This window comes from Undibacterium sp. Dicai25W (assembly GCF_049340505.1).
In the GTDB taxonomy this organism is placed as follows: domain Bacteria; phylum Pseudomonadota; class Gammaproteobacteria; order Burkholderiales; family Burkholderiaceae_D; genus Undibacterium; species Undibacterium jejuense.
Genome location: NZ_JBMPOQ010000001.1, coordinates 636,159 through 651,302 on the forward strand (window position 1 = coordinate 636,159; position 15,144 = coordinate 651,302).

Below are 15,144 nucleotides of genomic sequence, written 5' to 3' on the forward strand. Positions count from 1 at the left end.
CAATTCTGTCAATGTTCGCTTAAGCGGCTTCAGTTGGTGAAGGCGCTGAAGGGGCAGGGGCTGGTTTATGTTTGTCATCCGCTGCACACATAGGGAAACCCAATGCTTCGCGCGACGCGTAATAAGCCGCAGCAACAGCACGCGACAGATTGCGAATACGGCCGATATAGGCCGCGCGTTCGGTGACGGAAATCGCGCCACGGGCATCGAGCAAGTTAAATGTGTGCGCCGCTTTTAAAATCATTTCGTACGCAGGTAATGCCAGCGATTTTTCTGTGACATCAAGCAAGCGTTTCGCTTCTGATTCGTAATTGCTAAACAGTGAAAACAAGAAGTCAGTATTTGAATACTCAAAACTGAAGGTTGATTGTTCAACTTCGTTTTGGTGGAACACGTCGCCATAGGTCAGACGCACGGTTTTGCCATTTTCTTCGCGTTCAGTCCATACCAGATTGTAGATATTGTCGACGCCTTGCAAATACATCGCCAGACGTTCCAGACCGTAGGTGATCTCACCAAGGATAGGTTTGCAATCGAGACCGCCCACTTGTTGGAAATACGTGAACTGTGTCACTTCCATACCATTGAGCCAGACCTCCCAGCCCAGCCCCCAAGCGCCAAGCGTAGGGTTTTCCCAGTCATCTTCCACAAAGCGAATATCGTTTTGTTGCAAATCCAGACCAAGTGCTTTGAGTGAGCCGAGGTACAAGTCCAGAATGTTTTCTGGCGCTGGTTTCAGTACGACTTGGTATTGATAGTAATGCTGCAAACGATTCGGGTTTTCGCCATAACGTCCGTCTTTTGGGCGGCGAGAAGGTTGTACATAGGCTGCACGCCAAGGCTCTGGGCCAATTGCGCGTAAGAAAGTGCCAGTGTGCGACGTGCCAGCACCCACTTCCATATCATAAGGTTGTAACAAAGCACAACCTTGTTTGTCCCAGTAATCTTGTAATGTCAGAATGATTTGTTGAAATGTAAGCATCGTGCTATCTACCTTTATCGCGTCCAACGGAGGGCGAGGAATATTGTTTGCCAAACCTACGATTTTAACCTAGAAATGCTGCTGATCAGACATGAAAGCAGATAGAAATACCGTCAGAATGCCTGCATAGCGAAGGTATTTGCTGCAATGCGCAACATCTTTGTTTGTCATTTTGCTATTTTGGTCTGATGTTTCTATTGCGTTAATATTTTATACAAGGTATAAAAATCGCCTCAGAAGTTAATCGCAATCTTAGACAAGAGGAGAGGCGCAGCAGATGAGTACAAGCATGCCGGTAGATTCTTTGGATGCCGAATCACAAAAAATGGAGCAATGGTACCGCTTGCTTGGCGAACTGACCCATTGCCTTTGGTATCCAATCGATTTGCCTGGAATGCTACAAGGCTTTTGCCGCATCTTGGTTGAACGTGCCGGTTATTCCAGCGTCGAAATTGTTTTTGAATCCGGCGATCAAGCCGATTCTTATCATGCAAGTAATGGGCGAGGCGGTGATGCTAACTTGGAGTATTTGAGTTTGAGTCTGCATCTTCATCAGGATAACCCGCAAGCGGCCTATGCCAGGCTCTTATTGAGCGCGGACTTTGATCTGGAAGAAGGTAGCGAATCACGTTTGATCCTTGACCGTTTTGTGAAAGAATTAAGCGAAGCGATCATCGCCCTTCTGACCACACACGAACACCATAATTTGCAAGACAATCTGGAGCTATTGGCTTTACTTGTGAAGCAAAGCCCATTCTCCATTTTGATTACGAATGCAGTTGGCGAGCTTGAATATTGTAACGCCAGCTTTATCCGCCACTCAGGGTTTGAACTGGGGGAATTGGCGGGACACTGCGTGCTTTGGAATAGCGGTGATGCGCGCTTAGATGCCGAGCATATGGCGGCGTTTATTGCTTTGCAACCTGGCGAGCATTGGCACGGGGAGGTACTGAGTATCAGCAAAGATGGGCGTCACTATTGGGAACGCCAGGTCGTCAGCCCCTTAAGCGACGATCAGGGCAAAGTCACGCATCTGATTGCAGTGCGCCAGGACATTACGGGCAGGCAAGATCAGCTCAAAGATGTAGAGCAGGCCTTACTGTTACGCGAGCAGGCCTTGGTATCAAGCAGCAATGGCATCATGATTACCCGCAGTGATGAAACTGATCATTCGATTGTGTACGTCAACCCTGCATTTGAACGTATCACAGGTTATAGGGCTCAAGAAGTCATCGGCCTGGAAGGACGTTTTCTGGTGCGTGACGATCTTGCGCAGCCTGATCTCGAAGAGATACGTTCTGCCTTGCGTGAGAAGCGAGAGGGGCGGGCACTTCTGCGCAATTACCGCAAAGACGGAACACAATTTTGGAACGAGTTACACATCTCACCCGTTAAGGATGCGTGCGGCGCAGTCACGACCCATTTCGTCAGTGTGATTAACGATGTCAGTGAACGCGTCAATTACCAAAAAGAACTCGAATATCAGGCCACCCATGACAGTCTTACCGGTCTGGCTAACCGCAATCTTTTGAATGACAGAATTACCCAGGCAATTGCCTGGGCTAAACGGCAGGAATTGCATGTAGGTTTGATGCTGCTCGACCTGGATCATTTTAAGTTGATCAATGATGCTTCCGGTCACGGTGCAGGTGATGAGATGCTAAAGCAAGTAGCACAGCGTCTGAACCAATGCGTCAGGGACACGGATACCGTGGCTCGACTAGGCGGTGATGAGTTTGTGATTGTACTGACCGATTTGCAGGAAAGTGGTGATGTCGATCTGATCGCGGAAAAAATTCTGAAATCTCTTTCGCGTCCGATTTTGATTAATGGACATGATGTGGTTGTTACCGCAAGTATCGGTGTTTCCGTCTACCCACGCGATGGTGATCACGGCGAAATTCTTTTGCGTAACGCTGATATTGCGATGTACCGTGTGAAAGAGCATGGCCGCAACAGTGTGCGCCAATTTATTCCGGAAATGGGACTCACCGCGATAAGCCGTCTGAATATGGAAAGCGCGATGCGACGCGGGCTGGAGCGTGGTGAATTTGCTTTGCATTATCAACCCAAAATTGATTTGCTGACACAGAAGGTAATTGGTGCTGAGGCTTTGGTACGTTGGCATCATCCGCAAATTGGCTTGATTCATCCTATAGAATTTATTCCCTTAGCCGAAGAAACCGGATTAATTTTACCGCTGGGTGAATGGGTGCTGGCGCAGGCATGCCGACAACAAGTTTTGTGGCAAAAAAAGGACGGATTTGATTTACACATCGCGATCAATATGTCATCGCGCCAGTTCCGTCAGGAAGACCTGGCAGAGCGCGTCGCCATGATCATTCAGGAGGCTGGCGCTGATCCGCACAAACTCACCTTAGAATTGACGGAAAGTATGGTGATGCAGGATGTAAATAGCACGCTAGGTGCCTTGCGTTCCCTCAAAAATTTAGGTCTGTCGATTTCATTGGATGACTTTGGAACAGGTTATTCCAGCCTCTCTTACTTGCGTCGGTTCCCGATCGACGAATTAAAAATCGACAAATCGTTTATCAATGATATTCACACTAACCCTGACGATGCCGCCATTGCGAGCGCAATTATTGCAATGGGATTAAGCCTTGGTTTAAAAGTCGTGGCAGAAGGCGTGGAAAAAAATGAACAAATAAAAGCCTTAAAAGAGATGCGGTGCAGCCAGGTGCAAGGATACTTCTTTGCCAAGCCTATGGATACCATCGCTTTTGAACACTATCTGAATGGCAAACAGGCAAAGTCTAAATGAGTAAATTGTCATGGCGTATCGCTCCGGTCAGCGAGTTATCTCAATTGCTGGTTTCTGCTCATCTCGAAAAATCATCTGCGGTTGGAAATTCGACCATATATCATTTTCAACATGAAGGACAAGAAAAAATGGCGGTCGCTCTGGCTGATGGGCAAGCCTTGATGATAGAGTTGCAAAGCCTGGATACGAAGCGAAGGCGCAAGATAGACGGACTGCATGTGCCGAGGGCATCTTCTGGTGAGGAGGATTAACACCAGCAAGTTGCGCTTGGGCCGGTTTCCTGTAAGCTATCTCATCCCCATTTATTTATCCCCACGGATCAATCGAATTCATGAATAGTCTTTTGCTTGCACCAGCAATCATTGAATTCGCCGAAAATCATAGCATGACTGTCGATTTAGAAAACCCACTTCCTTCCCCACTCGCTTCCGCACTTCCATCTTATCCCGGAATTGCTCTGGCAGATATTTGTCTGGTACGAACTGACGACGATGCTGCATACGCTTATGCCCATCTCTCCGCGTTGAAAGTAATTGGCTTTGATACTGAAACTAAACCAGTATTTCAGAAAGGTCAACGTAACGATGGGCCGCATTTAATCCAGCTTGCGAGCGAAACCAAAGCTTTTTTATTTCCGGTCGTGCAACCAATGAATGTTGATGTAGTCAAATCATTGCTTGAGGCACCAAACATCTTAAAGGTGGGCTACGGTTTGAACGACGATGTCAAACAACTGAAAAGTAAGTTAGGCATCATCACTGTGAATGTGCTTGACCTTGCCAAAGTAATGCGCGAGAGCAAGCAGAGGGACATGGGGGCAAAGGCAGCGGTCGCGAAATTTTTTGGGATGCAATTGTCCAAATCAAAAAAAACCTCGACTTCAAATTGGGCCTTAAATCCTCTGAGCGAAAAACAAATTTTGTATGCAGCCAACGATGCACAAGTCGCATTGTTGACCTATCAACGATGGTTGGATTTGAAAAACAATCAGCTGTGATCTTGATAAGAAATTTGATTTTTTCTTGAGATTTTTTGCAGAGTCGCGCAGCGAGTTTAAAAAATTAACCTGTTATCAGAATGGATGAGTTATGTGGATTTTTGAAAAACGTTTAATCGCAGTCAGTTTATTTGGTTTGAGTGCACTAAGTCTGATGTGTGGTAACGCTCATGCAGACGGTATTACAGACTTAAAAGCGGCTTTAGCAAAGTTACAGGGAAATGCAAGCCTCAAAGCAGTATTGGAAGCAAAATCTTGGAATCGTCAGGGTGAAGGTAAGGATGCTGAGGAAATGCAATCTGTCGTCAGTGTCAGCGTCGAAGATAGTGCGCGGGGCATGCAAGTACTATATAGCAAGGATTTGCTCTCCCGATTGCAAGCTGAAGAGCAAGCAAAGCAAAAAGATCCTAAAGCAAAAATGGCCTTGTCAAAAGCTTTGAAAGAATTTAATTCAACAGAACTGCGCCCCTTACTTTCTGCCGCGGCAGGTTTATCTAGTCGTCTTGAAACTGCTATCTTTAAAAGCGAAAAAAACGATACCTTCAATAACAAGCCAGCCCGTTTGTTGAGCTTTGATATTCCAGTCGAACATCTGAGTGAAAAAGACCGTAAGTATATAAAAAAATATGAAAGCAAACTCGATATATGGATAGATAGCGATGGCACGCCATTAGCGAGTCGCAGTAGCGAAGTGGCATCGGGTCGTGCTTTCGTGGTCGTTAGCTTCGACGTGAAAGAAGATGAAAATCTCGTTTATGGTCTGGTTGGTGATCGTTTAGTCGTCTTGAAAAAAGAATGGAAAAATCTGAGTTCCGGCGCCGGTGAACGCAATGAAATTCGCGTCATTAAAACCCTGCAGGTACAAACGTAAGGGGGAGTTTTTAGTCCTTTGATCTCTTTATTTTTCTGATCTTTAATTTAAATATTATTCATGTATCCCAAATCCCCATTTTCCAAGCAAAGGGGGCATGTGTGCCCTTTGTGCGCCAGTGCAGTTTTATTGACAGTTTTGTTAAGTAATGCAGCTTATGCGACACCGTCTGTGATCGATGACACAACAGCCAGTGCGATTTCAGTAAATAAATCTGCTACTCCCCTGGTTGCCGACAAAAAGGTGATTTCGCATCACGCTTACGCCAATTGGCGCAGTATCGCAAACACGGTCTTGAGTCGTGACGGCAACTGGGCAGCGTATGCCATGGTGGCGCAAGAGGCTGATGGTGAGATCATTTTTAAAAATTTGAAAGACGGAAAGGAATGGCGCTTCCCACGTGGCATAGCGCCAGCCTTCAGTGCGGATGGCAAATATGCAGCATTTTCTATCCGGCCAACGCAGGCAGAGCTCGACAAAGCGAAGAAAGAAAAAAAGAAGGGCGAGGATTTGCCTAAGGCTGGTCTTGGCATCGTAGACCTCTCCAATGGAAATATGGAAGCGATCGACACTGTCAAACAGTTCGCATGGCCAGAAGAGGGTGGGAATTTTTTAGTTGCCTTGTTGGAACCAAAAAAAGAAGAAAAAAAAGAAATTGGCTCCAATAAAAAAGCTGACATTGAAGATGCGTATGATGAAGAAGCAGGTGGTTCTGATTCTAAGAAAAAAGCCTTGCCAGCTGAGCTTATTTTTATTGACGTTCAAAAAAATGAGCGAAAGTACTTTGATGGCGTGATGAATTTCACTTGGGCAAAGAACGGAAGCTTTCTCGCTTTTAGTGTGCGGAAGCCATCGAAAGATGTGAATGCCAAGTCTGCGCAAAAAAAAGAAATTTTGCTTGATGGTATACACATTCTTCATCCTAAAAATGCTGAGGCACAGACAATTTTGAGTGGAGCAGGTAGTTATAAGCAACTGAAATTCAATGATGTTGGAACCATGTTGGCGTTCGTCAGCAATCGTGATGAGATCGCAAAAATAAAAGAAAAAAAGTTGCAGAATGAGAAGTTATTGGCTGTCAAAAAAACATCTGAAAAAGTCTCAACTGACGAAAAGAAGAGCGATCAGTCTAAAGAGAAGAATACTGAAAAAGATGCGAATCAAAATCTCGATAAAGAAGCGCCAATTTATCAACTTTTTTCTTGGAGTCCCGGTCAGGATGCGGCACAACTTTTAGTAACAGCAGAGACCAAAGGTATGCCCTTATCATGGGGTGTCAGCGAATTTGGTGAACTGAGTTTTAGTAAAGATGGTCAGCGTTTATTTTTTTCTACCGCTGTTTTGCCTAAACCGGAAAGTAAAGATGACGAGGAATTGGTTAAAGTGGATCTCTGGCACTGGCAAGATCCAGAGCTGCAATCGGTACAAAAAGTAAATGCCGAAAAAGATAAAAATAAGCATTTCAAAGCAGTTATTCATCTTGCCGACCAACGCTTTGTGCAACTGGCGACACCATTGATTCCAAGCATAGCATTCAATGACAATGCAGAATTTGCTTTGGGAACGAGTGACGTGCCATACAAGATGCTGTCTTCCTGGGATGGCAATTTCGAGGACGCCTATGCGATCGATTTGAAAACCGGTGTATCCAGCTTGCTGGCGAAGAAATTGCGTTTTTCTGCCAGCTTGTCGCCGGCCGGTAAATACGTGCTGGCGTTTGATGCTGCGAGCAGTCAATGGTTGGCGTGGAATACATTGGACGCCAAGGCAATCGAGCTTACCAAAAAAATCAAAGTCAATTTCGAAGACCACGAACACGATACACCAGAGCCAAGATCAGCGTACGGTGTTGCTGGCTGGACTAGTAATGATCAAACGGTCGTTATCTATGATCAGTATGATTTGTGGGAAATTAATCCACAAACCCTGGAGCATAAAAATCTGAGCAATGGGTATGGTCGTCGCCATCAACTTGAATTACGTTATGTGCCATTGGGTGAAGATACACTAGAAAAATCAGAGGAAGTCACCCTCAGCGCAGAGCGTAAAGCACTGCCATCTCACAGTTGGGTACTTAGCGCAACGCATGAACAAAACCGTTCAAGCGGATTTTTCCAACAAGATCCGCATGGCGGGACACCACAACAATTGATGCTACAAAATAAAATGCTAGGCTCAGTAATCAAAGCAAAGCAAGCCGACGACATTTTATTTACTCAGCAAAGTTTTACTGAGTTCCCCGATTTGTGGCACAGCAATCTGCAATTTCAACATCCTGAAAAAATCAGTGCGGCCAATCCACAGCAGGTCAAGTACAACTGGGGTACCCAGGAACTGATCGAATACACAACCAAGGATGGAAAGAAACTCAAGGCACTGTTGGCAAAGCCGGAAAATTTTGACCCAGCTAAAAAATACCCTTTGATGGTCTACATCTACGAAAAAATGACTGACAACCTGTATCGCTACGTGCCGCCTGCGCCAAGCCAGAATATCAATGTCACGCGGTATGTCAGTAATGGCTATGTGGTGCTGCGTCCTGACATTATCTATCAGACTGGTCACCCCGGTAAGAGCGCGATGAATGCTGTGATTCCGGCAATCAATAAGGTAGTCGGTCTGGGCTACGTAGATGCGAAGCGTATTGGTATTCAGGGCCATAGCTGGGGCGCCTATCAGATCAACTATATGCTGACCCAGACCAATATGTTCCGTGCAGCTGAGGCGGGTGCTGCTGTTGGAGATATGGTCAGTGGTTATGGAGGTATTCGTTGGGGTAAGGGCGTGTCGCGTGCTTTCCAATATGAAACAGGACAAAGCCGCATCGGTGGAACACCCTGGAGTAAAACCAATGAGTACATAGAGAACTCAGCAATTTTCCACATCGATAAAATTCAGACACCGTATCTGACCAAACACAATGATGGTGATGATGCTGTACCCTGGTATCAGGCGATTGAGTTTTTTACGGCGTTGCGTAGACTCGGTAAAGAAGCGTATTGGTTTAACTACAACGGCGAGAAGCATGGTTTGAAAGACCGTGAAAATATCAAACACTACACAGTTCATCTGGATGAATATTTTGATCACTTCTTACTGAACCAGTCACGGCCAGATTGGATGAATGCGCCAATTCCTTATTTGCAGCGCGGCAAACGCGACGTGAAACCATTGTTCACTCCGGAGGATGTAATGACAGTACCAGTTTCTTCAAGCAAGAAAGAAATGTAGATCGGCGCGTTTTAGACTATTGTTGTATTTCGAAAGAGTAAATATGCTTACGCCGGATGAACAGGCTGAATTTTTGGCCGCGATACAATCAGTACGTCGCGTTGCCGTCCGGCAGTTAGCTGAGAAGCCGTATCCGGCGAACATCATGCGTATTGTGCCGCAAATACAGCACGGCATAGATGACTTATTTGCGCAATCAAATATGGTAGGGAAAGAAATTGCCTGCCGCGCTGGATGTAGTTTTTGTTGCCATGTCAGAGTAGAGGCTAAACAACCTGAAATTGATTATATTGCGCATCAATTGAAGCAATTACCCGTCGCTGAATTGGCTCATATTGTCGAACATATGCGGATTGGCTTGGCTGAGAAGCAAAGATTGGCCGCCACTGAGCCGCTTCAGCGACCACCTTGTGTGCTGTTGGAAAACCAGCAATGCATGATTTATGAGAACCGTCCCGCGGTGTGCAGGAAGGGCCATTCTATCGATGCACAACAATGTGCTGACGGTACACCGACAATCCCGCAACATCTGGATATTATTTTAAAGGCAGAAGCGTTGATGCAGGGCGTAGCAGCAGCCTATGAGGATGCCAAATTACCTTCAATTTCTTTGGACTTTACAAGTGCTTTGTACAAGACACTGAGGTCTTAAACTTGTACGTCTGCATGACAAGATGTTGATTCACAGGAATGAACTTTGATTGAATCAAATTTATGACGAATGAGTGTTGGCCGGGGTGCTGATTAAAATGGGAAAAAAAGAGTGGCGATTTTAAAGTCGCCACTCTTTTTTAGTTTTCTTCTGACCACTGTTGTACGTCAATCACTGGTGTTGAAAGCCAGTCATTTCCTTTTGATCCAGTCACCTTGATATGCTGATGCTGACGCTTGATTAACTGTTGCGTTGCGTCTTGACTCAGCTTTTCAAGCCGCCAGAGCCTTCCAAAATTATCAATCAGCCCTAACCAGCTTTCCATTTCCGGCCCCATGCGAACAAGTTCGCCATGCCAGATTTGTGCTACAGCAGCGGGCTTACTCGCTGCTGCTAAGGGTATTGCTGGCGTCTGGGCGGCGCAGCCAAGCACCACGCCAGACGTGATGATCATACTCAGAATATGGCGCATGGCTACGGTTCTTATTTAATAATTAAAGAGAAGTTAGTTCCTGCAGGTACTAGTACCCCAGTTCTTGTATAGGTGCTTTTGGTAATTGCGTCAGTTTGATAATAATGAGTCGTAGACGTGAACGTGCTGCCTATTGTTGCTGCTTGTCCAGAGCTTATCGTCGACAAATCAATTGCTGACATCGAATAACCACCATCAACTTTAAAAGGGAAACCGTAACCAGTTGGTGCATTGATCCCAGACATTTTTGAAAATACTGAAGCACCAAAACGCGTGAATTCATCTGCAAGACCAATACCGCCATTATTTTTTATCAATGTGTCCAGACAGGTATAGCTGTCATTGGTTGTTACACCATCCGTGCAGCTAGTTATTAATTGCTTATAAATTGATAATCCATAACGACGGCTCAGGAAAGCATCAAAAGAGCCACCAAGTGCATAATTTGCACCAGAAAGGGCAGGCCATTTGATGTAGTTGACACCGCCGCCTGTCCCCAGATAGGAAGGTAATCGGGCTTTTTCTGCAGTGTTATAGCCATTCAGAATTGCCGGTACTACGATATCTTCTGTCATCATGGCTGAGCTTTCTTCCAGCCAGGTTTCATGACTCAAACCTCGCACGATCGCACGTTGGTAAAAATTGGTCATATGCGTGGCTTCGTGCAACAAGGTCGATAGAGCATAGTTGCGATTGTTTTGAATCTGGCTAGCATTAATAAAAAATACTAATGCCTGGTTGGAGCTCGGTGCTACGCTGGTCAATTGATTGTTTAGGCCATAAAAATACCCTGCCCATCCTGTATTTGAAGGCACATTCAAAATCACAATATTGATATCTTGTGGCTGACCGGTCGTGTCTTGAATCAATTGCGACGAATACTGCGTTGGTACCGGACCCCATACGTCACCAAGCAAGCTAGATAGGCGCGAAAAACCAGCGGTGCCACAAACTGTGCTTGCCATCGTTGTGATGTCGTTAGTAGTGACAGTACCTGATGAAGTCGCGTTAGGATCTAACCAAAATACGACGTTGCGCCCACCAGTAACACTACAGACGTTTGCGACGGCAGTTGAATAGGCGATTGGTGTGGAAGGGAAGAGGTCGGTCCAGGATTTAACCGTGCCAACCGTTGGGGTCGGCGTTGGCGCTTGAACTTTTGGATTTGCAAAAACTTTGCTAGGTTTGAATGCTTGCAAAGACTTCAGCACTTGACGATTACGTTCAATCAAGTCAGTGTGATGCGGATCAAAGGTCGTATAAGCTAAATCTTCAGGAGATAAGATTTTATCTTGAGATTTATTTGCAAAAACCGGTGCAGAGCTGACGCCGATGCTTGGTGCAGACGCCGAATTTACTGTTCCGTTACTAAAAACGAGTGTTGCAGTTTTTCCTGCTGAAACACCTGATATCGCAATGTTTATATTTGCTGTTGTGCTACCTGTATTGTTATAACGCCATATGCCTACGCCGCTACCACTATAAGCTGTAGGGCTGTTTGCGCCACAATTTGTGCCAGTACAGTCTACTACGAGAGCACCGTTAGTAGCAGTGACCACGGTTTCGGTAAACGGAGCCGAACTTGAGCTGTTTCCTGCACTATCGGCGATTTTAAGGGTTACATTGTAGCTACCAGTTGCGCTATAAGCGTGAGTAGGGGTTGCGCCAGTGCCAGTACTACCGTCGCCAAAGTTCCATTGATATGTCAGCGGCAATCCCATAGGGTCGCTGGCCGAGCTGCTGAAATTGACAGTCTGGTTGACAACTGCAGTCACAGGATTTGCTTGAATTACTGGTGCTGCAGGTACTGCTGTTAAAACGCTGACTGACACACTAGAATTCGCCGATAAATTAGCCGTATTGCTGACAGCTACCTTAATGTTGTAGTTGCCAGTATTCGCGTAAGTGTGAGAAACGTTTTGTCCAGGTACGGTAGGGGTGCCATCGCCGAAGTCCCATAAGTAACTGAGAGTGAGGCTGGCAGGATCTTTACTTGACGCACTGAATGTCTGTGCATTGTTAGCAAATGCTGTAGCGCCTCCAGTGCCACTTCCGATCGTAATCGTTGGCGCAGAAGGGGCAACATTCGCATTGACCGTAATAGATTTTGTCACGCTGGTCGATTGATACCCCGCTGAACTCGCAGTCACTGTAACAACGAATGTTCCAGTTTTGCTATAAGTGTGCGTTACTGAACTACCGCTTCCGAGTGGTGATCCGTCACCGAAATCCCAGGAGTAAGTAGTGTTGTTCCCTGACGTGCTTCCGGCAAGTGCTGTTAGCATAACAACACTGCTGACATAAACAGTCTGCGTTCCTGCTAGATTGATGCTTGGTGCGCTTATTTGCGGTAGTGTAGGAGTCGCGGACGTCGCAGTGCTATCCCCACCACCGCCACCACCGCATGCGGTGACTAATACGGCACATGCCATCATGGTCGGTAGAATTTTTCCGCGTTTTAAAAAAACATTTTTAGACATGTTGCCCTTTAAGAGTTGAGGAGCGTCAGCAGATTGAAATGGTTAGAAAATCAACGCAGCAATTGCTGAGGAATCATTGGATATTTGAAGTATCTCCGAAAGCCAGCCAGAATATCAATGTTATTCTGTCGGTCGCCGAGTGAAAACTGAGCCTCAATTATAAATTAATATTTAACATTAATTTACAAAACAATCTGAAATAGATGAAATTTGAACAGAATATTACGCTCGGCAGTCGAATTTTTCGTTGAGGGTTTTCTGATAATAGGAAACAACGCCAGTCTTTTCAAGAAGCAAATTAAGGCTCAAAATCGTCACGGAGTAATGGCTAAATTGTTGTTTTTATCTGATTTAGTCAGATCAGGAATGACAAACACGTTTCGGATAAGCCGAAATTCTATTCAGAAAAGAGGATCTTGATATATTCCTTGTCCACGCATTGTGCACCGTTACTTGTCGGGAGAAATGCGTATCTGCATATAAAAAATCGCAATTAAAAAGTTGCAATTTATTGTGTGTAAAGCAGAAACTTTGCGATGACCAATACTTCTTGGTGGGAAGTGATTTTGAAATATAACTTATCAATAAATACATATATAGATTCTACAACGACAGAATCGTACAACTTAAACCCGTTTGCTTTTTTCACATTCAAACGGGTTTAAATCCGGTACAGATATTTCTTAATGTGGCTGGTACACCAACACAGTAAATTGCTGATTGCTAATAGATGGCAAATAAATAGTTTTACTGGCTTTGTCCATCGCCATCGTTCTGGCACCCTTCGCGGTCTTTACCGAGATTGCTGGTGCGTAATGATTGGCATCGATTTGTTTAATTACCGATAAATTTCCTTCGCCATTGGAAGAATAGATGGTTGCCAGGTCGGCATCATAGACCGCTGCGTCAGGATGACCGCCAATCGCGACGCTGGCAACTTGTTTGCCTGTTGATGCATCCGTTACAACCATCGTATTGTTTTGGCATACAGAAAATAACCGGGCGTTCTTAACATCCATTGCCAGACCAGTTGGTTCTTCACAATGTGGTAGTGGCCATTTGGCGATTAATTTATTGCTCGCAATATCAATCGTATGTATCTCTGCCTTATCTTCGACGTTGAAAAAGATTTTGCCATTACCGTTATTGACAGCAAACTCTGGCTTGCCAGTTGTAGCAATGGTAGCGACGACTTGTAAGCTATTTACGTCAATTACTGTTACGTTCGCGGTTTTGCCATTGAATGTGTAAAGTTGGCGTGATTGTTGATCGTATAAAATCGCATCAGGATTAACGCCGCTGACCTTGATTTCTTGTTTCACGGCGAGTGTATCGAGATCAAACACCGTTACTGAGTTAGCTTTGCCATTGCTGGTAAAACCAAGTTTTAAATCCTGAGCAAACGCGATACCATGCACGCCATTCGTATTTGGAATATCTCCGGTTACATTGCCAGATGGAAGATCCAGAACTTGTACGTGATCACCACGACTTAAAAATAGGCGATGACGAAGCACATCAATGTCAATATAATCCCAATGGCTTGGTGCTCCGAGGGTCCAATTTTGAATCCACGATGGCATGTCATTCGCACCCACTGCACTAGTTGCTGTTAGTGCAGCACCTGACAATATTACAGAAGCCATGACTTGTTTTTTAAAACTCATAATTATTTAAATTTGAAAAATTAAATAGAAATTCTTTGCAAAAAGAAGAATGTAAAACACTTTTTTGCAGAGGCGTAAATATTAAAAGCAGATGCAAGCCCCCAAAAAAAATCAAGCACCAACTTGCTTACAATGCATGAACTACTACATTACACATGATGTTCATTTCATGTATGGATGCAGAGTTTTTCAAATTAAGAGTAAGCGACAACCTATCCTCGATGTTGTCGAGGCTTCGGGGGATATATGTCAAGGCTTTAAGGCTAAACCGGATCGCAATAAATAGAATTAAAATTGCATTAATTCAGAGGGATTTAGTTGCGGTCGGATCGTTTTATAGTCTGGGCTTATTTTTTTGTGCCACCCATTAGCATTCTCTTGAGTACCGCATCTTTAAAAATAAAGTGATGTGCCAACGCGGCAGCTGCGTGCAATGCTGCGATTCCCAGTAAGATGTTGGCAGCCAATGCATGAATGTCTTCAACCTGATGCCTGAACGCCTTATCTCCAGGAGCGAACGAAGGCAGTTTGAACAAATCAAATACATTGTCACCTCGTACCCAGGTGTTAAAAAGCCCCAATAATACGGTTGCGGCGATTAACAGATATAAGAAATGGTGTATCGATTTTGCCAACGTTTGCTGCCAACCCACTGAGGCGGGTGGAAGTTTTGTGCCGGCACTGATGCGCCACCAGAGTCGGTATGCAAATACCAAGGCGAGAACGCTGCCAAACAAAATATGCAAGCTCCGAACCCAGACGCGAGGTGTTCCACTGGGGAACCAATCGATGCTTTGCCCTACGCACCATAAACCAATAATTAAAATTGCTGTAAGCCAATGCAAAGCAATTGTTTTGTGGTCGTAACGATCATTCATGAAGAAACCTCGATTCTCAAAATAGAATAGGAAAAACGCTGAATTGGCATTTATTAGTATTAATTGATATTAATTGATATTAATTGATATTACTAAGCTTCGATTACCATCCTCAGAAATTCCATAATACGC

Annotated in this window: 11 protein-coding genes; 6 read left to right on the plus strand and 5 right to left on the minus strand. The window is 44.9% G+C overall.

Annotation, left to right across the window (positions count from 1 at the left end):
* Window positions 1-19: 19 nt before the first annotated feature.
* A complete protein-coding gene (gene glyQ, locus ACO0KY_RS03010) occupies window positions 20-982 on the minus strand; it encodes a glycine--tRNA ligase subunit alpha (protein WP_186910956.1) in 963 nt (320 codons plus the stop codon).
* A 277-nt stretch (window positions 983-1,259) separates the two neighbouring features.
* On the opposite strand from glyQ, the gene ACO0KY_RS03015 reads away from it, so the two are divergent.
* From ACO0KY_RS03015 to ACO0KY_RS03040, 6 genes are all read left to right on the plus strand, one after another.
* The gene (locus ACO0KY_RS03015) at window positions 1,260-3,764 is read left to right on the plus strand and encodes a putative bifunctional diguanylate cyclase/phosphodiesterase (protein WP_423044078.1); all 2,505 of its coding nucleotides are present in this window, start codon (window positions 1,260-1,262) and stop codon (window positions 3,762-3,764) included.
* Complete coding sequence (locus ACO0KY_RS03020) at window positions 3,761-4,015, plus strand: hypothetical protein (RefSeq protein ID WP_423044080.1); 255 nt, start codon at window positions 3,761-3,763, stop codon at window positions 4,013-4,015. Before ACO0KY_RS03015 ends, ACO0KY_RS03020 begins: the two co-directional genes overlap by 4 nt.
* Window positions 4,016-4,095: 80 nt before the next feature.
* Window positions 4,096-4,761, plus strand: coding sequence for a 3'-5' exonuclease (locus ACO0KY_RS03025; RefSeq protein WP_423044082.1), 666 nt, complete (start codon window positions 4,096-4,098; stop codon window positions 4,759-4,761).
* Window positions 4,762-4,852: 91 nt separating this feature from the next.
* Window positions 4,853-5,632: a hypothetical protein gene (locus ACO0KY_RS03030; RefSeq protein ID WP_423044084.1), complete on the plus strand. Its 780-nt coding sequence runs from the start codon at window positions 4,853-4,855 to the stop codon at window positions 5,630-5,632.
* 60 nt (window positions 5,633-5,692) lie between these two features.
* Window positions 5,693-8,863, plus strand: coding sequence for an alpha/beta hydrolase family protein (locus tag ACO0KY_RS03035; RefSeq protein ID WP_423044086.1), 3,171 nt, complete (start codon window positions 5,693-5,695; stop codon window positions 8,861-8,863).
* Between the two features lie 43 nt (window positions 8,864-8,906).
* On the plus strand, window positions 8,907-9,515 hold the full coding sequence (locus ACO0KY_RS03040) for a YkgJ family cysteine cluster protein (RefSeq protein ID WP_423044088.1): 609 nt from the start codon (window positions 8,907-8,909) through the stop codon (window positions 9,513-9,515).
* Between the two features lie 139 nt (window positions 9,516-9,654).
* Here the strand turns inward: ACO0KY_RS03040 and ACO0KY_RS03045 are convergent, their stop codons facing one another.
* From ACO0KY_RS03045 to ACO0KY_RS03060, 4 genes are all read right to left on the minus strand, one after another.
* Window positions 9,655-9,987: a hypothetical protein gene (locus ACO0KY_RS03045; RefSeq protein WP_423044091.1), complete on the minus strand. Its 333-nt coding sequence runs from the start codon at window positions 9,985-9,987 to the stop codon at window positions 9,655-9,657.
* An 11-nt stretch (window positions 9,988-9,998) separates the two neighbouring features.
* On the minus strand, window positions 9,999-12,467 hold the full coding sequence (locus ACO0KY_RS03050; RefSeq protein ID WP_423044095.1) for a PKD domain-containing protein: 2,469 nt from the start codon (window positions 12,465-12,467) through the stop codon (window positions 9,999-10,001).
* Window positions 12,468-13,150: 683 nt separating this feature from the next.
* Window positions 13,151-14,134, minus strand: coding sequence for a YncE family protein (locus ACO0KY_RS03055; protein ID WP_423044097.1), 984 nt, complete (start codon window positions 14,132-14,134; stop codon window positions 13,151-13,153).
* 347 nt (window positions 14,135-14,481) lie between these two features.
* Window positions 14,482-15,012, minus strand: a complete 531-nt coding sequence (locus ACO0KY_RS03060) for a cytochrome b (RefSeq protein ID WP_423044099.1) — start codon at window positions 15,010-15,012, stop codon at window positions 14,482-14,484.
* Window positions 15,013-15,144 lie beyond the last annotated feature (132 nt).

Coding starts and splice junctions, on each gene's coding strand:
- glyQ (WP_186910956.1), bottom strand. CDS start 982: ATGCTTACATTTCAACAAATCATTCTGACATTACAAGATTACTGGGAC.
- ACO0KY_RS03015 (WP_423044078.1), top strand. CDS start 1,260: ATGAGTACAAGCATGCCGGTAGATTCTTTGGATGCCGAATCACAAAAA.
- ACO0KY_RS03020 (WP_423044080.1), top strand. CDS start 3,761: ATGAGTAAATTGTCATGGCGTATCGCTCCGGTCAGCGAGTTATCTCAA.
- ACO0KY_RS03025 (WP_423044082.1), top strand. CDS start 4,096: ATGAATAGTCTTTTGCTTGCACCAGCAATCATTGAATTCGCCGAAAAT.
- ACO0KY_RS03030 (WP_423044084.1), top strand. CDS start 4,853: ATGTGGATTTTTGAAAAACGTTTAATCGCAGTCAGTTTATTTGGTTTG.
- ACO0KY_RS03035 (WP_423044086.1), top strand. CDS start 5,693: ATGTATCCCAAATCCCCATTTTCCAAGCAAAGGGGGCATGTGTGCCCT.
- ACO0KY_RS03040 (WP_423044088.1), top strand. CDS start 8,907: ATGCTTACGCCGGATGAACAGGCTGAATTTTTGGCCGCGATACAATCA.
- ACO0KY_RS03045 (WP_423044091.1), bottom strand. CDS start 9,987: ATGCGCCATATTCTGAGTATGATCATCACGTCTGGCGTGGTGCTTGGC.
- ACO0KY_RS03050 (WP_423044095.1), bottom strand. CDS start 12,467: ATGTCTAAAAATGTTTTTTTAAAACGCGGAAAAATTCTACCGACCATG.
- ACO0KY_RS03055 (WP_423044097.1), bottom strand. CDS start 14,134: ATGAGTTTTAAAAAACAAGTCATGGCTTCTGTAATATTGTCAGGTGCT.
- ACO0KY_RS03060 (WP_423044099.1), bottom strand. CDS start 15,012: ATGAATGATCGTTACGACCACAAAACAATTGCTTTGCATTGGCTTACA.